Origin of the sequence: Pseudostreptobacillus hongkongensis, from assembly GCF_001559795.1 — a bacterium.
In the GTDB taxonomy this organism is placed as follows: domain Bacteria; phylum Fusobacteriota; class Fusobacteriia; order Fusobacteriales; family Leptotrichiaceae; genus Pseudostreptobacillus; species Pseudostreptobacillus hongkongensis.
The window spans coordinates 17,708-39,900 of record NZ_LOHY01000075.1; the positions used below are offsets into that span (position 1 = coordinate 17,708).

Annotated in this window: 19 protein-coding genes and 1 pseudogene; all 20 read right to left on the reverse strand. The window is 25.6% G+C overall.

Annotated elements, in window-relative coordinates; all coding sequences use genetic code 11:
• Positions 1 to 4: 4 nt before the first annotated feature.
• Positions 5 to 310 carry a ribosome silencing factor gene (gene rsfS, locus AYC59_RS01700; RefSeq protein ID WP_066894560.1) on the reverse strand — a complete coding sequence of 102 codons (306 nt, stop codon included), beginning with the start codon at positions 308 to 310 and terminating at the stop codon, positions 5 to 7.
• An 8-nt stretch (positions 311 to 318) separates the two neighbouring features.
• A complete protein-coding gene (locus AYC59_RS01705; RefSeq protein WP_066894562.1) occupies positions 319 to 1,287 on the reverse strand; it encodes a LytR C-terminal domain-containing protein in 969 nt (322 codons plus the stop codon).
• A 10-nt stretch (positions 1,288 to 1,297) separates the two neighbouring features.
• Positions 1,298 to 1,996, reverse strand: a complete 699-nt coding sequence (locus AYC59_RS01710; protein ID WP_066894565.1) for an RsmE family RNA methyltransferase — start codon at positions 1,994 to 1,996, stop codon at positions 1,298 to 1,300.
• Between the two features lie 8 nt (positions 1,997 to 2,004).
• On the reverse strand, positions 2,005 to 2,985 hold the full coding sequence (gene ruvB, locus AYC59_RS01715) for a Holliday junction branch migration DNA helicase RuvB (protein ID WP_066894591.1): 981 nt from the start codon (positions 2,983 to 2,985) through the stop codon (positions 2,005 to 2,007).
• Positions 2,986 to 3,025: 40 nt separating this feature from the next.
• Complete coding sequence (locus AYC59_RS01720) at positions 3,026 to 3,583, reverse strand: hypothetical protein (protein ID WP_066894567.1); 558 nt, start codon at positions 3,581 to 3,583, stop codon at positions 3,026 to 3,028.
• A gap of 20 nt (positions 3,584 to 3,603) precedes the next feature.
• Positions 3,604 to 5,610 (reverse strand): glycine--tRNA ligase subunit beta, encoded by a 2,007-nt coding sequence (gene glyS / locus AYC59_RS01725; RefSeq protein WP_066894569.1) that lies wholly within the window; start codon positions 5,608 to 5,610, stop codon positions 3,604 to 3,606.
• Complete coding sequence (gene glyQ, locus AYC59_RS01730; protein ID WP_066894571.1) at positions 5,610 to 6,491, reverse strand: glycine--tRNA ligase subunit alpha; 882 nt, start codon at positions 6,489 to 6,491, stop codon at positions 5,610 to 5,612. Before glyQ ends, glyS begins: the two co-directional genes overlap by 1 nt.
• Positions 6,492 to 6,503: 12 nt before the next feature.
• Entirely contained in the window at positions 6,504 to 6,968 is a 465-nt protein-coding gene (locus AYC59_RS01735) for a signal peptidase II (protein WP_066894573.1), read from the reverse strand.
• Positions 6,968 to 9,757 (reverse strand): isoleucine--tRNA ligase, encoded by a 2,790-nt coding sequence (ileS, locus tag AYC59_RS01740; protein ID WP_066894575.1) that lies wholly within the window; start codon positions 9,755 to 9,757, stop codon positions 6,968 to 6,970. The genes AYC59_RS01735 and ileS overlap by 1 nt, the downstream gene beginning before the upstream one ends.
• An 11-nt stretch (positions 9,758 to 9,768) precedes the next feature.
• Positions 9,769 to 10,815, reverse strand: coding sequence for an extracellular solute-binding protein (locus AYC59_RS01745; RefSeq protein WP_245620608.1), 1,047 nt, complete (start codon positions 10,813 to 10,815; stop codon positions 9,769 to 9,771).
• A 12-nt stretch (positions 10,816 to 10,827) separates the two neighbouring features.
• Entirely contained in the window at positions 10,828 to 13,122 is a 2,295-nt protein-coding gene (locus AYC59_RS01750; protein ID WP_066894577.1) for a Tex family protein, read from the reverse strand.
• Positions 13,123 to 13,293: 171 nt separating this feature from the next.
• The gene (gene murA, locus AYC59_RS01755; protein WP_066894579.1) at positions 13,294 to 14,562 is read right to left on the reverse strand and encodes a UDP-N-acetylglucosamine 1-carboxyvinyltransferase; all 1,269 of its coding nucleotides are present in this window, start codon (positions 14,560 to 14,562) and stop codon (positions 13,294 to 13,296) included.
• A gap of 13 nt (positions 14,563 to 14,575) precedes the next feature.
• The gene (locus tag AYC59_RS01760) at positions 14,576 to 15,139 is read right to left on the reverse strand and encodes a DUF1694 domain-containing protein (protein WP_066894581.1); all 564 of its coding nucleotides are present in this window, start codon (positions 15,137 to 15,139) and stop codon (positions 14,576 to 14,578) included.
• A gap of 20 nt (positions 15,140 to 15,159) precedes the next feature.
• Entirely contained in the window at positions 15,160 to 15,558 is a 399-nt protein-coding gene (locus AYC59_RS01765; RefSeq protein WP_066894583.1) for a hypothetical protein, read from the reverse strand.
• Positions 15,555 to 16,415 carry a site-specific tyrosine recombinase/integron integrase gene (gene xerA, locus AYC59_RS01770; RefSeq protein WP_066894585.1) on the reverse strand — a complete coding sequence of 287 codons (861 nt, stop codon included), beginning with the start codon at positions 16,413 to 16,415 and terminating at the stop codon, positions 15,555 to 15,557. Before xerA ends, AYC59_RS01765 begins: the two co-directional genes overlap by 4 nt.
• A gap of 2 nt (positions 16,416 to 16,417) precedes the next feature.
• Positions 16,418 to 18,049 (reverse strand): DNA repair protein RecN, encoded by a 1,632-nt coding sequence (gene recN / locus AYC59_RS01775; RefSeq protein ID WP_066894595.1) that lies wholly within the window; start codon positions 18,047 to 18,049, stop codon positions 16,418 to 16,420.
• A gap of 146 nt (positions 18,050 to 18,195) precedes the next feature.
• Positions 18,196 to 18,447 (reverse strand): annotated as a pseudogene (locus tag AYC59_RS08260) (restriction endonuclease subunit S); the annotation flags it as partial.
• Positions 18,448 to 18,854: 407 nt separating this feature from the next.
• Positions 18,855 to 19,616, reverse strand: a complete 762-nt coding sequence (locus AYC59_RS01780) for an NAD(+)/NADH kinase (RefSeq protein WP_066894587.1) — start codon at positions 19,614 to 19,616, stop codon at positions 18,855 to 18,857.
• The gene (locus AYC59_RS01785) at positions 19,588 to 20,877 is read right to left on the reverse strand and encodes an exonuclease domain-containing protein (RefSeq protein WP_066894589.1); all 1,290 of its coding nucleotides are present in this window, start codon (positions 20,875 to 20,877) and stop codon (positions 19,588 to 19,590) included. Before AYC59_RS01785 ends, AYC59_RS01780 begins: the two co-directional genes overlap by 29 nt.
• 781 nt (positions 20,878 to 21,658) lie before the next feature.
• The coding region (locus tag AYC59_RS07905) for a hypothetical protein (RefSeq protein ID WP_169792214.1) at positions 21,659 to 22,193 on the reverse strand (535 nt) is incomplete at its 5' end.

Below are 22,193 nucleotides of genomic sequence, written 5' to 3' on the forward strand. Positions count from 1 at the left end.
CAAACTATATACTTCCATAAAATTCATCTATTTGGTAATATTCTCTAGCTTTTTGTGTAAATACACTTACCAATATATCTCCACCATCAATTAATACCCAATTGGCTTCTTCTAACCCTTCTATTCCCTTTACAATTTCCATTCCTTTTTTTAATTCTTGAACTATTGCATCAACATTTCTAGTTGAACTACCTGTACATAAAATTGAATAATCAAAAAATAGAGATTTTCCTTTTAAGTCATATACTTTTATGTCTTTACCCTTTTTATCTTCTATTATATCTATAATATTTTGAATTTCTTTTTCCATACCTCTCCTTATTTAGTTGTGATAACTATCTTATTATTTAATGTTTCATCTACTACAAGATTTGCATCAGGAATTAAAGATTTTAACGCTCTAGCTATATACATATCTTCTGAATTATACATTATACTAGTCTCATCTTTAATATCTTGATTATTGTATTTAGTTTCTTTTTTAGAATTTAAAGTATATCCTGCTAATGTTTTAGATATTTCTTCATTACCTGATTTTGATAATATTTCTATATTAAATACTACTTTTGCATCATCTCCTGTAATTATTACAGCATCTGTTTCAGGTTTTAAAGTATCATCTTTAAGTACTTTAACATATTTTAATCCTAAATCAGCTATTATTTTTTGAATTTCAACATCTGTTAATTTATGATTTATTATATAGCTGAAATTTTCAGATTTAGAATTATTTTCTGATGTATATTCTACACCTAAATCAGCTTTCAATTTTTCTCCTACAGTTCTTGCATATCCTGCTTTACCATTAGCATTTAAAATAGCTATTTTCTTACCAGTTAAGTTAGCTTCATTATTTTCTACTATTTCTGTATTTTCTTTAGTTATATCTTGTGTTATTAATAACTCTGGATTTTTATTAGATAAATCTTGTGCTAATTTATAGCTATCTATAATATTTTTATCTCCAAGTGATAATACTGGCATATCTATATACATTTCTGGAGTAGCTCCATTTTCAATACCATTAAATCCGTGTGGAAAATATTTCTTTAAATCTACTAAGAAATCGTCTTCTTGATTTGAAATTTTAGAATTAAAGTAATCTCCAACTTTTTTATCTTTAGTAATATATGTATCATCTGTTAATTTTATTACAGTTGTATTATATACTAAATAATATGCTCCATCTGCTTTTATTACCTTATTTCCTTCTATTTCTTTATTACTAGATACACCACATGATGCAATTAGTAATACAGTTAATAATGTTATTATTTTTTTTTTCATTTTTACCACCTTATATTAAATTTGAAATTGTAGAAACAACAGAAATTGCTGCTGTTTCAGCTCTTAATATTCTATTTCCTAAACTTATTTCTATAGCATTTTTAGACTTTAAATATTCTATTTCATCTATACTAAAGCCACCTTCTGGTCCTATTATACAAAGTATATTTTTAATATCTTTATTAATAATATCTTTTAACTTAACAGAAGATATACTATTCTCATAAGCGTATATTATTATATCATAATTTTCATATTTTAATCTTTTAATTTCATTAATTAATTCTACATTTGTTCTTTTAATAGCTCTACACTGTTTCATACTTTCTTTAACTATGGTATCCCATTTTTCTTTTTTTTCATCTATTCTAACAACTACTCTTTCAGTTTTTAAAGGAATAATATTTCTTACTCCTAATTCTGTTAATTTCTGTATAAGTAATTTCATTTTTTCATTTTTAAGTATACCTATAGCTAAATCTATATTTACATCAAGTGAATATTTATCTTCATTTTTTTCTATGATTTTAAGAATAACTTCACTTTTACTTATTTGATCTATTTCTGTTATATATTCATAATTATAGTCTATTGCACGAATTTTATCTCCAATTTTATATCTATATACATTAACTAAATGCTTTATTTCATTTTTATCATTTATTTCTATATATTTATCATATACCTTATCTGCAATTACTGTTAACATAATTCCTCTTATCTTTTTAAATTTTCAAGTCCTAAATGCTTATATGCAAGATCTGTAACTTCTCTTCCACGCATTCCTACTTTTAATAAACCTAATTGTATTAAATATGGTTCATATACTTCTTCTAAAGTTCTTCTATCCTCACTTAGATTAGTTGCAAGAGTTTCTATACCTACAGGTCCTCCTGAATAGTTTTGAATTATAGAAAGAAGTAAATTTCTATCCATATCATCAAGTCCTTTATCATCAACCTTTAAAACTCTTATAACCTCATTCATTACACTTTCATCAACTATACCATTACCATTTACAGTAGCATAATCTCTTGCTCTTTTCAACATTCTATTTGCAAGCCTTGGAGTTTGTCTACTTCTAACCGCAATATCTCTTAAAGATTTTTCAGTACATTTAATTTCCAAAATACTAGCTGATCTTTCTATAATCTTTACTAATTGATCTGTTGTATAGAAAACCATTCTATATTGTATACCAAATCTATCTTTAAAAGGTTTTGATAGTTTCCCAGCTTGAGTTGTAGCACCTATTAATGTAAATTTTTTAAGTTCTACCCTATAACTTGTAGCACCATGACCTTTCCCTATCATTATATCTACCTTAAAATCTTCCATAGCCGAATAAAGTATTTCTTCAATATTTGTACTTAGTCTATGAATTTCATCTATAAATAGTATATCTCCATCTTCAAGAGTAGTTAAAATTGATACTAAGTCTCCAGCTTTTTCAAGAACAGGCCCTGATGTTATTTTAATATTAGTTCCCATTTCATTTGCTATAACTGATGCCATAGTAGTTTTACCTAATCCTGGTGGGCCAAATAACAGTATATGATCTAAAGATTCATTTCTAATTTTAGCCGCTTTTATCGATATTTCTAATGTTTCTTTCAAATCATCTTGACCTATATATTCTGAAAAATAATGAGGTCTTAAGTTATTAGTTTCCTGTAGATTTTCAAAATCTTCTAACATTTCACCTAAATCTAAAAATCTTTCTTCCACAAGAGCCTCCCTATTCTAACTCTAATTCAATAATATTGTTATAAACCTCGGAATTATTTTCTGAAGTTATGAACTTACCTTTTTCTAAGATTCCTACTTCAGCAAGTCTTGAATTACCATAATTTACTAGTTCCGATTTAAACTCTTCCAATTTTTCTAAATCACTATTTTTTTCTATAAAAATATTACTTATCAAGTCATTTTTTTTAGAAACTTCCAAAATATTTTCTTTTATTTTCTGTTCTAAGTTTTTTGAAAAATTATTAATTAATAATTTAGACAATTTTTTATCATCATATTCAAAATTTTCTAAAATATTAATAGGAGATAAAACATGCTTTATCTCTAAGTCATTGTAGTTTATAGTATTATTATTAAACCCTGATATATCTATTATTAAATCAGTCTTTTTTATACTTGGAGAATAATCTTCAATATCTATTCCTTCTAAATATTCTCCATATTTTTCTATTATTTCTCTATCTTCATATATATTTATTTTTCTATTAATATCTACTGGAGAAGATATTACTCCAAGTAACATTAATATTATATACATTTTTTTCATATCTTCTCCTCCTTTCGATATTATACTTCTATTAAATCATTTAATTTACTTACTATTTTATCTACTAATGCAAGTCTATTATTTTTTATTTTTTCATCACTTACATTAATTATTACTTTTTCAAAGAAATTATTTATTATATCATTATGTTCTATTAATAAATCAATATCTTCAAAATTAGAACTTAATTTTTCACTTAAACTATATAGTTCTTTTTCTTCTTCTGTTTCAAATAAGTTTGTATCTACTTCCTTATTATCACCTTTTGAAATATTTTTAAGTCTTTTAACAAGATTAATCAATAATTCAAATTCAGGTTTAAGTGATAAGTGTTGTAATTTTTCAACTCTTTTAACTAAATCCATAATTCTTGTTTCTTTATTTATTTGGTAAGAAATTATACTCTTAGAATAAGTATTAGCAAGTATAGCTTCTATTCTTTGTCTAAAGAAATCTTTAATATTTTCTAATGCTTTATCATTTAAAACTTTTTTATCTTCACTAAATATTTCAAATGTTTTGTTAATTAATTCAACATAATCTATATTTAATTTAGAATTTATAGCTGTAAGTATTATACCTTGAGTAGCACGTCTTAATGCATAAGGATCTTTAGAACTTGTAGGTATTAAACCAACACTAAAACATCCAACTAAAGTATCTATTTTATCTGCTATAGATGCTATAGTTCCTTCTATTGTGCTTGGTAATATATCCCCGTTATATCTAGGTAAATAGTGTTCAAATATACCTTTTGCTACATCTTTATTTTCCCCAGCTTTTTCTGCATAAACTGAACCCATAAATCCTTGTAACTTAGTAAATTCTTTTTCACTAATTACATTAGAAACTAAATCTGCTTTTGCTAAATATACAGTTCTTAATATATTTTCACTATTAGAAAGACTTAAATCATCTATTAAATATTTTGCAATTTTTGTACTTCTTTCTATTTTATCAAATATAGTTCCCATATCTTTTTGGAAAGTTACTAATTTTAATTTTTCAACATTACTATCAAGACTAACTTTTAAATCTTCATCAAAGAAGAATTTAGCATCTGCTAATCTAGGTTCTATAACTTTTTCATTTCCTTTTTTAACAAGTTCTGAATATTCAGGTGCATTTCTTATTAATACAAATTTATTAGTAAGTTTACCTTGACTATCACGAACTGGGAAATATCTTTGATGAGTTTCCATAGTGATAGTTATAATATCTTCTGGTAATTCAAGGTAATCTTTATTAAATTCACCCTTAATAGCATAAGGATATTCAACTAAGTTATATACCTCATCTAATAGATAATTATTAACTACTACATTATCACCATCATTTTCACAATTTGATTTTATACTTTCTAAAAGCATAGATTTACGAAGCTCAGGATTTACTACAACAAATTCTTTAAGTAATTTTTCTTCATAAGATCTTGAATCATCTATTAATAATTCCTGATTTCCATAAATTCTCATACCACGACTAATATTTGATGCTTTAATTCCTTCAAAACTAAAATCAACAACTTCATCATCAACTGTTGCAAGTATCCATTTTATAGGTCTTGCAAATCTAAATGTATTATTTCCCCATTTCATATTACTATCAAATTCAAAAGATCTAATAACTTTATCTAAAATATTTGGTAAAACTTTTTTTGTTTCTATACCTTTTATAAATCTTTCAGTATATATGTATTCACCTTTATCAGATTTTTCAATTTTAATATCTTCTTCAGATAATCCTTGTGATTTTAAAAATCCAAGTGCTGCTTGAGTAAGTTTACCATCTTTATATGCTACAGTTATTGAAGGTCCTAATTTTTTTTCATATAAATCTTCTTGTATTTCAGATAAATTTTCTATATATACTGCCATTCTTCTTGGAGAATTATATGCTTTTAATCCATCAAATTTTATTCTTTCTTTAGCAAGTTCATTACTTAAGATATTAGATAAATCCTCACTTGATTTTTTTACGTATCTTGAAGGTAGTTCTTCAACCCCTATTTCAAAAAGAAATCTCATTAGTTTTTACCTCCTTTTTTCAATAATGGATGTCCTAAATTAGCTCTTGCTTCAACAAAAATTTCAGCACATTTTTTTGCAAGTTCCCTAACTCTAAGTATATACGACATACGTTCTGTTGTACTTATAGCCCCACGTGCATCAAGATTATTAAAAGTATGTGAACATTTTAATACATAATCATAAGCAGGTAATACTAATTTATGTTTTAAACAATTATTCGCTTCTTTTTCATAAATATCAAATAAGTTAAAGTTCATGTCTATATCACTTACTTCAAAACTATATTTACTCATTTCATATTCATATTGGAAACGTCTTTCTCCATATTTAACACCCTCTGACCAATCAAGATCATAGACATTATCTTTATTTTGAAGATAAAGTGCTATTCTTTCAAGACCATAAGTTATTTCAGAAGGAACTATTTCAACTTCTATTCCTCCTACTTGTTGGAAGTATGTAAATTGAGTTATTTCCATACCATCTAACCACACTTCCCAACCAAGTCCCCAAGCACCTAGTGTAGGTGATTCCCAGTTATCTTCAACAAATCTTATATCATGATTTTTAACATCTATACCCAATGCTTCTAAACTTTTTAAGTATAGTTCTTGAATGTTATCTGGTGATGGTTTCATAATAACCTGGAATTGATGATGTTGATAAACTCTATTAGGGTTTTTACCATATCTACCATCTTTCGGTCTTCTAGAAGGTTCAACATAAGCAATATTCCATGGTTCAGGACCAAGTGACATTAAAAAGGTATCAGGATTAAAAGTTCCTGCACCTGTTTCAACATCATAAGGATTACCTATTATACAACCTTGTTTACTCCAATATTTTTGTAACGTTAGTATTATATCTTGAAAATACATATTGGTCTCCTTTTATTTTTTCTTAAAATATTCTCTGATAGATACATAAATTAATATATATATTCCTATATGTATCCACATATCTGCAACATTAAATATGAATCCCCATATACCTCTAAAGTCTATCATATCTATAACAAACCCTCTAAAATATCTATCTAACATATTACCAGTTGCACCTGCTGCTATAAATACTATAGCAACTTTATTTATATATTTTGTTTTTAAAAAATTATTCCATTCAGTATAAAGTAAATAAGCAATTAAAATAGTACTTACTACAGTAAATACAAGTATATTACCTTGAAATAAACCAAATATTCCACCATGATTTTCTATATATGTTAATTTAAAAAATTCACCTATAACATCTATAAAATATCCTATATTACCATTTGATAATACAAACATTATTTGTTTAGTTATTTGATCTAAAAATACAAGGAATACATATAGTATTATTAATAAAGCATACATTAATTATTCTCCTTAATCATTCTTAATACTTTTGCATCTCTTAATGTTACATCTGGAAATTCTGAATCTTGTCCAATTTCTAAGCTATATTTCCAACATCTTTCACATTTTTTACCTAAAGCTTTAACTACTTTAACTTTTATTCCTTCAATATCAGTATCTTCAAGATCACTAGCATCTGTAAATTCTACTTGAGATACTAAGAATATATCTGATATATCCCATTCACTATATCCTTTAACAAATTCATAATTGCTATTTGATATATTTATTAATACTCTTGCATCAAGTGATAAACCAATTAATCCATTTTGTCTTTCACTTTCTATTTTCTTATTAACTTCTTTTCTTAATTCATAAAGTTTAGACCATTTTGAAGCTAATTCTTCATTTACATATTCAGGTTTTTCTTGTATCCAAGAAGCTAAATGAACACTTTCTTCTTTATTTTCATAATCTAATCTTTCCCAAATTTCCTCAGCTGTAAATGATAATATTGGCGAAATTACTCTTACTAATACATCTAACATTTCACTAAGTACTGTTTGAGCTGATCTTCTTTCAACAGATGTTTTATATTCGCAATATAGTCTATCTTTTATTATATCTAAATAAAATGATGACATATCTACTGAACAGAAGTATAAGATTTCTTGTAACAATGAATAAAATTCATAGTTTTCATAATGTTTTTTAGTAGTTTCTTTTAATTTTTCAAGTCTATGAAGTGCCCATTTATCTATTTCTAACATATCCTTATATTCTACTTTATCTGAATTTCTATTAAAGTCATGTATATTTCCTAATAGATATCTTATAGTATTTCTTATCTTTCTATATGAATCACTCATTTGTTGAATTATATTATCAGAAAGTCTTACATCTTCTCTATAATCAACTGAAGCTGCCCATAATCTTAATATATCTGCTCCATGTACATCTATTATATCTTTAGGCCCTATAGTATTTCCTATAGACTTAGACATTTTTCTTCCTTGTCCATCCATAACAAATCCATGAGTTAAGATTTTTTTGTATGGTGCATCAAATGTTGAAGCAACAGATGTAAGTAATGATGATTGGAACCACCCTCTATGTTGATCTGATCCTTCTAAGTATAGATCAACAGGTCTTTGATATCCTCTTTCAACGACTACTGATCTATGAGAAACTCCTGAATCAAACCATACATCTAATATACTTTGTTCTTTTCTTATTTCTATATCTTTAAGATTGAATTTATTAATTAATTCCTCACCTATTATTTCACGTGCAGAATATTTCCACCATATATTAGTACCTTCTTTTGAAACTAAATCTATAACTCTTTCCATTATTTCATGTTCATATATTACTTCATTAGTCTTTTCATTGTAGAATATAGGGATAGGGACTCCCCAAACTCTTTGTCTTGATATAGTCCAATCTGGTCTATTTTCCATCATAGATGTTATTCTATTTCTTCCCCAAGTTGGAACAAATTCAACATCTAGTAGTTTCTTTAAAGCATTTTCTCTAACTTCACCATCAACTTTTATAAACCATTGTTCAGTTGCTCTGAATATTACAGGTTTTTTACTTCTCCAATCATGTGGATATGAGTGTCTTATAACCCTAGTTGAAAGCAGGTTTCCTTTATTAGTTAAATCTTCCATTATTGCTTTATTAGCTTTTTTATAGAATAATCCTTCATAACCAGGAGCTTCACTTGTCATATGTCCTTTATTATCAACTGGAGATAATATTCCTATATTATATTTCTGTGCAGCTATAAAGTCATCTGCTCCGTGTCCTGGTGCAGTATGTACACATCCTGTACCTGCATCAAGAGTAACATGATCTCCTAATATTACTATAGATTCTCTAAAGTATAAAGGATGTGTGTATTTTATGTATTCTAAATCTTTACCTATAAATTCTTTTATCAATTCGTATTCAAATACTCCCATATCAGCAAATGCTTTATCTGCTAACTCTTTTGCAAGTATTAAATTACCTTTTTCTGTTTTATATACTCCATATACAAACTCTTCATTTAAACATATAGCAAGGTTTGCAGGTATAGTCCATGGAGTAGTAGTCCATATAACTAAGAAAGTATTATATAGTCCTAATTTTTTATTACTTTCATCAGTTAATGCCATTTTTACATATATAGAATCAGAATCTACATCTTTATATTCTATTTCAGCTTCAGCAAGAGCAGTTTCTGTAGTTGGTGACCAATAAACTGGTTTTAATCCTTTATACACATATCCATTTTCATAAATATCTCTAAACACTCTTAATTCTTCAGCTTCAAATTCTTTATTTAAAGTAATATATGGATTATTCCAATCTCCTAATATTCCCATACGAACAAAATCTTTTTTCTGATTTTCAACAGATTTTAAAGCATATTTTCTACAAGCTTCTCTTAGTTCAAGAGGTGTCATAGTCTTAGCTTTTTCACCTAAATCTTGTATCATTTTCCATTCTATAGGTAATCCATGAGTATCCCATCCTGGTATATATGGAGCGTTAAATCCTTGTAACCTCTTATATTTTAATATTATATCTTTAAGTATCTTATTTATCGCATGCCCTATATGTAGATCACCATTTGCATAAGGCGGTCCATCATGTAAGAAAAATACTGGTTTATCTGAATCTAAACTTTTTTCATAAATATTCTTTTTAGTCCATTCTCTTATAGTTAACGGCTCTTTTTGAGCAAGATTTGCTTTCATCTTAAAACTTGTTTTTGGTAAATTAAGTGTTGACGCATAATCTAATTTATTTTCTTCCATCTTTCCTCCCATTATTTAACTAACTTTATTTCATTCCAAATTTTATCTTGTATCTCTTTTGTTTCTTCATCTAATGCTCTTGGTAATTTTGAATTATTCAATATTTCTTCCACTGAAATTATTGGTTTAACTTCACTAATTTCTTCTACTCCTTTTATTACACTAGGATTTCTTAAACTTTTTAAAACTTCAACAAAATTTTCAGGTCTGTATAAAAATTCTAAAAATTTATACGCATTTTCTTTGTGAGGTGCTGCTTTTGCAATTACCATACTATCTATGTACATCATAGCACCTTTAGGTATGAAATAATCAAAATTAATTTCTTCTTCTTTTTCAACTTCATAATACACATCAGGATAACCATGAACTACAACAAATTCACCACTTGCAATTCCTTTTCCAGATGCATTAGTATCAAATTTAGCTATATTTGCTTTCCAAGAATTTATTTTCTCTTTAGCTTTATTTAATTCATCTATATCTTTACTATCAGATTCATATCCTAAATATTGAAGCGCAAGTCCTAAAACTTCACGTCCATCATCTAACATAGCCATACGCCCTTTGTATTTTTTATCTAAAAATATATCTGCACTTTTTTCATAATTTTTAACAAATTTATTATTAACAGTTATACCTGTTGCCATATATGAATAAGGTATAGTATAGTTTAATCCCTCATCATATGTTTTAGAAATTTCAAAAAGTTTTAATCTATCATCTAAATTATCAAAAGTAGATCCTAATTTTGACTTATCTAATTTTTCTAATAAATCATGATTTAACATAAAAGGTATATAATCTGTTGATGGTGATAATATATCATAATCACTAGCCCCAGCTAAAAGTTTAGCTATCATAGTATCATTATTATCATAATAACTTAAATTAACCTTAATATTAGTCTCTTCTTCAAAATCCTTTATTATCTTATCTGGTATAAATGAAGTAAATGTATATATATTTAAAACATTTTGATCCTTTGATTCATTATTACCACATCCAACAACAAATACTACTATTAGCATTAAAAGTATAACTATTTTTTTGTGCAATTTATCTACCTCCTATTTTTTTATCTTTATTCCCATATTCATTAATTTTTGCTCTAATTTTCTTTGTTTTTCATCTTCTTTTTTCTTTTTAATATCAAATTTCTTTTTATTATTTTTCTTAGGTTTTACATAATCAGGATTTTTTCTTGTAAGAGCTACTCTTTGTCTAGCTATATCTATATCTAAAACTCTTACCTTAATTATTTGCCCTATAGATAATACCTTAGTAGGATCTGCTACAAATTCATCAGATATTTGAGATAAATGTATCATAGCATCATTTTTTAAACCTATATCAACAAATACTCCAAATTTAGTTACATTTCTTACAGTTCCTTCAAGTTCCATTCCAACTTTTAAATCTTCTATACTTAAAACATCTTCTCTAAGAATAGGCATGTCATAATCATCACGTGGATCACGTCTATCCTTAATTAATGCTTCATATACATCTTTAGTAGTTTTATCTAATCCATTTTCTTTAATAATTTCATCTAAGTTTACACCTTTTAATTTTTCTCTAACTTCAACAATATTTTCTTTTAATTCATTTACATTTGAATTAGATTTTTCTAATATCATTTCAGCTATTTTATATGATTCTGGATGGATTATAGTATTATCAAGTGGATTATCACTATCAGGTATAACAACGAAACCTGCTAATTGTTCAAATGCCTTAGATCCTAATCCTTTAACTTTTAATATTTCTTTTCTATTTTTAAAGTCTCCATTTTCACGTCTATACTCAACAATATTTTTAGCAATATTCTTTTTAATACCTGATACGTATCCTAAAAGTTGAGCACTCGCTGTATTAACATTAACTCCAACTCTATTAACTATTTTTTCTATAGTTTGTTCTAATTCTTCATTTAATTTTTTCTGATTTACATCATGTTGATACATACCAACACCTATAGATTTAGGATCTATTTTAACAAGTTCTGCTAATGGATCTTGTATTCTTCTTGAAATAGATATAGTTCCACGAACTGTAACATCTAAATCAGGGAATTCTTCAGCTGCAACTTTAGAAGCTGAATAAACTGAAGCTCCAGCTTCATTAACTATAATATATCCTATTTTTTTATCCTTATATTCCTTTAAAACTTCTGTTACAAAGCTTGCTGTTTCACGGGATGCAGTTCCATTCCCTATAGCTACTATATCTACATCATATTTTTTAATATATTTAAGTATTTTTTCACGCGCAGTTGCAAGTTGCTTTTCTGTATGCATTTCTTTAACAAGATAAACTACATCATTTTCTCTAAAGAAGCCTTCGCTATCAATAATAGCAAGTTTTGCCCCAGTTCTATAACCAGGATCTAGTCCTAGTATAGTTTTTTTGTATAAAGGTGGTTGAAGTAATAAATCTTCTAAATTCTTAGCAAAATTATCTATAGCTTCACCTTCTGATTTTTCAGTTAAAACATTTCTTAATTCATTTTCAATAGATGGATAAATTAATCTATCTAACGAATCATTTATTACATTAATTAAGAAATCTTTTAAATTAGAATTTTCAAAATTATCATTGAATAAATGAGTGACAATATTTTCACGTGTTTTATCATCTATTTCTAATGTAACTTTTAGTATTTTTTCATTTTCTCCTCTGTTTATAGCAAGAACTCTGTGTGAAAGTATTTTGTTATATTCTTCAGAGAAATCATAATAATCTTTATACACTTGTTTTGTATCTAATTCCTGATTTTTTTCTATAACCTTAGAAACTACCATAGATTTTTCTGATAATACTTTTCTTAAATATTCTCTATTTTCTAATCTCTCAGATAATTTTTGAGCCAATATTAAATGCGCGCCTTCACAAGCTGCGTCAATATCAACCACATTTTCTGTTATATATTTAGAAGCTTCTTCTTTAAACATATCCATAGTTGTATTTGAATTTTTAATAAATTCAGATAATGGTTCTAAACCATTTTCTATAGCTATATCGGCCTTAGTTTTTTTCTTTTTCTTATATGGCATATATAGATCTTCAACTCTTTGAAGAACCATAGCTTCTTTAATATCTTTTTCAAGTTCTGGAGTTAATGCTCCTTGTTCTTCTATTAATCTAATTACTTCTTCTTTTCTCTTTTCTAAATTTCTAAAATATGTTACTTTATCTATAATATCTCTAATTTGTTCTTCATCAAGATTTCCTGTAACTTCTTTTCTATATCTTGAAATGAAAGGAATAGTTGATCCTTCATCATATAGTTTTACTGTGTTTTCTACCTGTTCAACTCTAACATTTAACTCAACAGATACACTTTCAAATATCTTTTTTTCCACGATATATCCTCCAATACATTCTTCTTATCATTTTAACATATTTAGAGCTAAATTTCAAAGAAAATCAAGAAAAATAGAGTAATAAAAAAGAATATATACCACAATTTCTGTAATATATATTCTTATTCTTTAAAAAGTCAATATTTATAATATCAACCTTCAAAATATCTTTTAAACATTCAATTTAATTCTTTCAATTCTAGCCCCAACTTTTTTTAATTTTTCTTCTAATTTATCATATCCTCTATCTATATGATATATTCTACTTAAAGTTGTTTCTCCATCTGCAATTAAACCTGCAACAACAAGTGCTGCTCCGGCTCTTAAATCTGATGCCATTACATTAGTACCATATATCTTATCTACACCTTCAATATTAGCTATTCCATGTCTTATAGATATATTAGTTCCCATTCTATTAAATTCAGGTACATGCATAAATCTATTTTCAAATACAGTTTCTTCAACTTCACTATGACCTTTAATCATTGCTAATAATAACATCATTTGTGCTTGCATATCTGTTGGGAAACCTGGATGAGGCATAGTAACAATTTTAGCTGGTTTTAATTTATCCTTATCAGCTTTAACTATTAATATATCTCCTTCTCTTTCAAATTCTACTCCCATAGATTCAAGATTATTTTTAAACACACCTAATTCTTCAATATTAGCATTTTTAATCTTTAAATCTCCTTCTGTTAAAATAGATGCTATTACATAAGTTCCAGCTTCTATTCTATCAGGCATTATAGAATATTCTGTTGCATTTAATTTTTCTACACCTTCTATAGTTATAGTATTTGTCCCTAATCCTTCAATTTTTGCACCCATTTTAATTAAAAATCTACCCAAATCTACAACTTCTGGTTCTTTTGCTGCATTTATTATTCTAGTTGTTCCATGTATTTTAACAGCAGCCATTAATAAATTTTGAGTAGCTCCAACTGATGGGAAACTCATAGCTATATCAGCACCCTTTAAATTTTCAGAAACAACATGAACATATCCTCTAATCTGAGTAATTTCAGCACCTAATGCTTCAAACCCTTTTAAATGTATATCAACTGGTCTTGAACCTATAGCACATCCTCCAGGAAGAGAAACTACTGATTCTTTAAGATTAGCTATCATTGGACCCATAACTAAAAATGAAGCTCTCATTTGTTTAACTATTTCATAACTTGCTTCGTTTCTTTTAAATCCATCATTAATTATTCTATAACTATTATCACCTATTTTTTCAACTTTCATACCAAAATCTTCTAAAAGATGAAATAGAACTCTAATATCTTTTAAATCAGGAACATTATGTAAAACATATTCTCCTTTTTCAACAAGAGTTGCAATAACTATAGGAAGAGCTGCATTTTTTGCTCCACTAACTTCTATTACTCCATTTAGAGGGTGTCCACCTTCTATTTTAAATCCATCTACCACGTTATTTCCTCCACTAATTTTCTAATTTTTCAGCTATAGGACATTTAGTCCCACAAAATCTATCTAATAAACCTAAAGGCTTATAGTAAAAAGCTAATTCAGGTAATTTACTAACAACTATATTATAGTATTTTAAACTTATTTTTTTACCTAGAGATTTATAATATATTTCATCAAGTCCAGCATCTTGTATTCTTTCTTTAAAAGTTTTAGGTACTGGGTTTTCAGGTATTTTCTTTAAAGCATCATTTGAAACTACCACAAGTCCTATATCCCCTATATAGCTTAATCCATCTACCATTTTACAAGGAATATGCATAACTTGTGCTATCCTTATATATTTCTTAATATTTATTAAATCTACATCTCTAGAAATTATCATTTTTTTTGCTGCTTTTTTCATAAGAGCCTTTTTAACTTCAGGATAAATATATTTTTCAGACATTTCTTCTTTAGTAAGTGCAACTATAACTCTTTCTCTATATTCACCTAAATAACGATTTTTTTCAACTCTAGCATCTATTATTCTATCTTTTGATTTTTCTATTTCTTTCATCAAATCATTTTCTAACATCATTTTTTTCACCTTAATCAATTCTAATATAGAAGAAATAGTATATACAATAATTTTATTATAGTATAAGCTATTAAAAATATACTAAGTTTCTTCACTGCAACCTTACCTTCAGTTATATTTGTTAAAATATATAGAAAAGCAAATACTATTACTGTAAATAATATATATTTCATATTAAATCTTCCTAAAAATATAGCTATAAGGTCAGCTATTATATAGCAATAAAGTGCAATTTTTATAAAAAAACCTTTTGAAACTAAGTTAATTTGAGAATAAAAAGCATATAAATATATACCTACTGTAATACCTAACACATATATATTATTTGCTGTAAAAAAACGATAAATGAATGAAACTAAGAATAGTAATATCAAACTATTTATTTGAATTGAATACTTTTCTAAAAAATCTAAATTCATTCGTCATCTCCAATCTTAATACTTTGATATATTTTCTTTAATGTAGATTTTTCTACATGTGTATATATCTCCGTCGTTTTTATACTAGCATGACCTAGTAATTCTTGAACCATTCTAATATCAGCACCATTTTCAAGCAACATTGTTGCTGTTGAATGTCTGAATAAATGAGGATGAATATTTTTTTCAATTCCTACATTTTTAGCATGTATTTTTAATGTTTTCCAAAAATTTTCTCTTCTTATACCCGGAAATAACAAAAAATTTTCTTCTGCATTTTTTAATTTAGGTCTTACTTTTTCTATATATTCTTTTATTTCATTTTCTATACTAGAATATATAGGTATATACCTATATTTACTACCTTTACCAAATACTTTTATAAACTCAAAATCAGAATTAGTTACATCTTTAATTTCTAAGTTTAATATTTCAGAAATTCTAGCCCCTGTTGCAATTAATAATTTTACTATTAATTGATCTCTTCTTTGATTTGGTGTATGGTTAAAACTTTCTATTATTTTTTTTATATCTTCTATACTAAGTATTTCTGGAAGTCTTTTTTCTTTTTTTAAATTTATTATCTTATTACCAGGATCTTTTTTTATAATCTTTTCCATATAACAAAATTTAAAAAAACCTTTTATACTAGTTACTTTTCTAATAACCGTATTATACACATACTTTTCTTTTAATTTTTCTATATATCTATATATATCTTCTGTTTCAACTTCATCAATTTCCTTGCCTACATAAGCAAAAAATTTAGTTAAATCATTTCTATAGCTTTCTATAGTTTTTTCAGAATTACCTTTTTCAAATCTTAAATAATCAAGGAAATTTTCTACATAAACCATATTTACCTCATCATTTCCTTAGCTATTTCTATACTTGCATTAGTTACCTTATCTCCTGATAATATTCTTGCTATTTCTTTAACTCTAGCTTCATTATCTAATAACTTAACCTTAGTATGTGTACTATCATTTTCTATTTCTTTATATATCAAATACTGAGTATCAGCTTTAGCTGCAATTTGTGGTGAATGTGTCACACAAATAACCTGTACACTTCTAGAAAGTTCTTTTAACTTATTTGCTATTTTAACCACAGTTTCACCAGAAATACCCGTATCTATTTCATCAAATATTAAACAAGATATATTATCAACCTTAGAAAAAACTATTTTTAAGGCAAGCATTATTCTTGAAATTTCTCCACCTGATGCAATTTTAGATAAATCTTTTAATTCTTCACCTTTATTAGTTGAAATCATAAATTTAACTAAATCTGAACCATTATAACTTAATTTATCATGTTTTTTAAATTCTATATCAAACTCAACATTAGACATATTTAAATCTAAAAGTTCTTTTTTTACATTTTCTTTTAAAGTTATTGACTTATTCTTTCTAATTTCTGATAACTTATCACATAAACTAATATATTCTTCATAAAAATGTACTTTTTCTTTTTCTTTTTTTTCTAAAACATCACTAGAAAATTCAAGTTTTTCTAGTTTTGCTTTTATTTCATCTGAATATTCTAATATCCCTTTTATATTTTTACCATATTTATACTTTAACTTTTTAATAACATTTAATCTACTATTAATTTCTTCTAATCTATATGGATCTTGTTCTAATTCAGATAATTTAGAACCTATTTCACTAGAAATATCGTTTAATTCTTCATAAACATTGCTAAATCTTGAATCAAGTTCACTAAATTCATCTGAAAATTGAGCCAGTTTATCAAATTCACGCTTAACCTTAGAAATACTTGTATCATCTAAAATATTTACAATATTTTCTAATCTTTCTGTTATACTTCCTATGTTAAACAATAACTTGTATTCTGATTCCAATTCCTCTTCTTCACCTATAATCAACTTAGCTGAATCTATTTCATTTACAGTAAATTCATATAGATCTTTTTTTTCTTTAACATCTATCTTTTCTTTTTCTATTTCAGAAATTTCAGAACTCAACTTATTTATTTTTGATATAGTAGACTTAAGTTTATCTTTAATCTCTGTAGTTTCTTTTTCAATGAATTTATCAAGTAAAGATAAATGATAATTTGAATTAAGTAAATATTGATGATCATGTTGTCCTACTATATCTAAAATATTAGAGCTTATTTCTTTAAGACCAGTTAAATTAAACCTTTTACCGTCTACCCTAACTTTATTGCTTTCATAATTATACTCTCTACTTATTATTAATTCATTTTCAAATTCATATTCTAGTTCATTGAATTTTTTAATTTGTTCACTATTTAGCTCAAAAACAGCTTCAACATTTAGTTTATCTGAAGCATTACCTATTAAATCTTTAGATGCTTTTTCACCTATAATCATAGTTATACCATCAAGTATTATAGATTTACCAGCACCTGTTTCTCCTGTTAAAACTGTAAGTCCATTATTTAACTCTAAATTTAATTCATCTATTATAGCTAAATTTTCTATTTTTAGTTCTCTTAACATAATTCCCCCTATATTTAGAGATAATTTAAATAATATAAAAACTCTTGCATATACAAGAGCTTCCCATAATATATATGGTTTCACCAAAAATATTATATCATTATTTAAATGTTTATTCAATATCAACTTTTATACATATTTAACTATTATATCTTCCCTCTAAAAGCCTTATCAAGTATACTTTTTTCAATTAAATATATAGATTCCATTAAACTTAATAACTCAGATACCCTATTTTCTCTATCAAGTACTGATTCTAATATACGTACTATCTCTTTTTGTTCTTCTATTGGGGGTAGGGGAATATATACTTCTTTGACTATATCTTTATTTAAATTTCTAACAGTTGAGCCTTTAGCTTCTGAATCAAAAACATTTTTAATATATGGAGTTGTTAAAAGATAATAAAATAATTATATATTTAAATTACTATCCAGTCTTAGTAGTAACCAACCATCATGTATACAACCATTACAATTTAATATATATGGTCTTCCATAACTCATAGAATTTGTTAATAATAATTCTCCTTTTTTTACATATCTACTTTTATTAACACCTTATTTTATTATTTTTTCTTTACTTCCATTTATATATTTACTTTTTTCTGATGTATCTCCTATTTTTATACAATTAATTCCATCTTCACAATCAGTTAAAAATTCATTTATTGGTCTAGGTGATCCTCCTCTTTATATATTAAATATACTTCCAAGCCTTACCTATTCCCAGTTTTCTGGTAATTCATATGGTTGTTCTTCCTTGATCTCTTTTATCTTCTCTTCCATATTTTTCCTTTTCTATTTTATGACCAATGTAATTTTTCTTTTAAAACATCAAAATAATTAGTATCTTCAATACATATTAAATCTATACCAAAATTACTTAATTTAGCTTTTACAAATTCTCCTTTTTTTAATTCTAAATGTAATCTTCCATCAACATTTATACCTACACTTTCATCTTCTACTGAGAAATATAGATACTTATCTGATTGTAATATTATTGATCTTGCACTTAATGTTTGAGGTGCAAGAGGAGTTATACATATAGCTTTTAATTCAGGATGTATTATAGGACCATTAGCAGATAAAGAATATGCTGTAGATCCTGTTGGAGTAGATACTATAACTCCATCTCCTCTATATACATTTATCAATTTATCTTCTTGATAAGCATTTATTTTAATAAGTTTAGAATTTATAGTATTTTTTAATATACTTAATTCATTTAGAGCATAGTATTTTTTATTTTTAAATTCTATTTCTAAAAAATCTCTATGTTCTAATCTATATTCGCCTTTTAAAAATCTATCAAAATTATCTTTAAAGTTATCCTTAGATACCTTAGTCATATATCCTACATTACCATAATTTACTGAAAATACAGGAACATTTTTTTTACATAATAAGTCTACCAAAGAAAGAATAGTCCCATCTCCACCAAGACTAAGTAAAATATCTACATTATTAATATCATCAGATATTTCAACATTATTATCTTTTAAATATTCTATTATCCATTCTATATCTTTTATGTTATTTTTCTTTACTATTTTTACCTTCATTTTTAACTCCCGTTTCCTTTAACAAATCTTTATACATAGCTTTATATGAATAAAGTGTCGCCATACAATCTGTTAGGCTATCATGGTAATTATCTCCTTTAAATCCATAAAAACTAGCACATTCTATAAGTTTAGGTCTTTTAGCTTTAACATCTTTTAGTATTTTTCTGTATAGATATTTAAAATATTCTGATATATCAACTTTTTTAATATGATCTACATTAAACCCTTGTCTTTTAAGTAGCTTATAGTCAAAATCTATACCATAACCTATAATATATGTTGTGTTATTTAAGATTTTTTGTATTTTTTGTCTATACTCTTCTATATTTTTCTTATCTTCTAACATTTCTTTAGATATTTTATGTATTTTATATGCATCATCCCACTCTTCTACAACTTGAGGTTTAATGTATTCGTTAAATAAAGTTTTCCCTTCTAAATCTATTATACTAATCTGTATTATTTCATCATCTTCCCTTATACCTGTAGTTTCAAGATCAAGTATTATTTTATTTGAATATTCTTCATATATATCAACAAATTTTCTTGAAAGTTTGGTAAGTTTATCTAATTTCTTATTTTCATTAATTTTTTTTGAAATATTTTCTATAATATCTTTATCATATCTATACTTAATCTTATCGTCTTCAATTTCTAATAATTTATTAAAACAATATAATGTAGCTACACAATCTTCTAATGAATTATGTGCATCAAATTCATATCCATACATACTAGATAAATTTTTAAGACTTGGTGTTTGTGTATTTTCTATAACTCCATCATTAAGTAAAATCTGAGTAAAAGGATATGCAATATCTAACACAACATTATATCTTGTTTCTATCTGTGCTCTTTCTAAAAATATCATATCAGTTTGAACCTGATATCCTATTATTAATTTATGTTTTTTCAGAATTTTTTCTATCTCTCTTCTATAATGTGTTATATTTTTTTTATTCTCAAGCATTTCCTTATCTATACCATGTATTTGATAAGCCTTTTCCCATTCTTCTACATGTCTAGGTTTAATATATCTATCAAATAGTACCTTACCGTTTAAATCTATTATACTAACTTGTATAATTTCATCTGTTCTCCTAACTCCTGTAGTTTCTACATCAAGAATTATAGGGTTTAATATATCTAAATTTTTCTTACAATATTCTAATAATTTCAAATATTTTTCATTCTTATCAATTTGAGCTTTAACTTTTTTAGCTTTTTTAACTAAAATTAAGTCTTCTTTTTCTAACATAATTACCTCTTAAAACATATTTACTTTTATTATATGATATATTTTAGTTTTGAGCAATAGAAATATATTAAGAAGTAGATTATTTTATTAAATAAATATGATAATGTCTTAATGTAAATAAAAATGAAAATGTCTCAAATTAAAAATATAAATATAATTGATTATTATGTAATTATCTTTAGTTTAGAAATGAGGTAATTATGAAAAGGATTTTTTTTAGAATGAATTAAATAAATATAATATGATTAATGATTTAGTTTTAGGTAAAATTAACAAGAATAGAACTTCTTTGATTTTGAATTTAAAATGAGGGGAAAACTGGTTTTATTCATGGTAATAGAAATAAAAAAACTCAACTACTATTTCTAAAGAAATTAGTAATACAATAATAAATATAAATCATCTTACTGAAATTCTTAAAGAAGATTATGATATTTCTGTATCTAATAATTTTATTCATAATTTACTTAAAAGTAATAATCTTTGTTCTGCTAAATCTAGATGAAAAACTAAAAGTATAATTAAAAAACAAATAAAGCTTAAACAAGAAAATGATATTATTAAAGCTAAAAAAGAGAGGAAAAAATATATTCCTCCTCTAACTCATCCGTGGAAACTTGAATCCTTTAGAAAATATATGATTAAAATTGGGAAAGACCTAATTTAAAAAGAGGGGATAATCCCCCTCTAATTTAGGTCTATATATTATATATTCTTTGAGACATTTTCATTTTTAATTGACATAGCAAAATTTAGACCAATTCATATAAAATCAAACTTATTAAAACATGTAATTAAATCCAAATGAACCATAAGGAATAAATCCTTTTTGCCCATATTCAGACCAAGTATATTTAACTCCAAGTTCAGGAATTATATTAAATTTATTTATTCTCCAGTTATATCTTACACCGCTATCCAAAGAAGCATAAACTTTATTTTCTATATTTACATTATCATCTATTTTAGTTAAATAAGTACTTGCTCCTATTCTACCCTTTAATAAAGCTTCAAAATTCATATAACTAAATTTAGAACCAAGTCCCACCCCATAATATATATGATGTCTGATTAAATTAGAACCTTCACCACTCTCTATTTGTCCAATTCTTCTTGTTAAATCTTCAATTTTTTTATTAACTGTATTTTTTATAGTCTCTTTTTTTTCATCAGCTTTATCATATAATTTAGAAACTCTTGAAAAATCTTCACTTATACTTTTAAAATCTTCACTTTTAGAAAAAAACATATAAAATTTTTCAAAAGCTTCTTTAACTTTTTGATTATTTACTTTTCCATTATCAAAAGCATTTTGA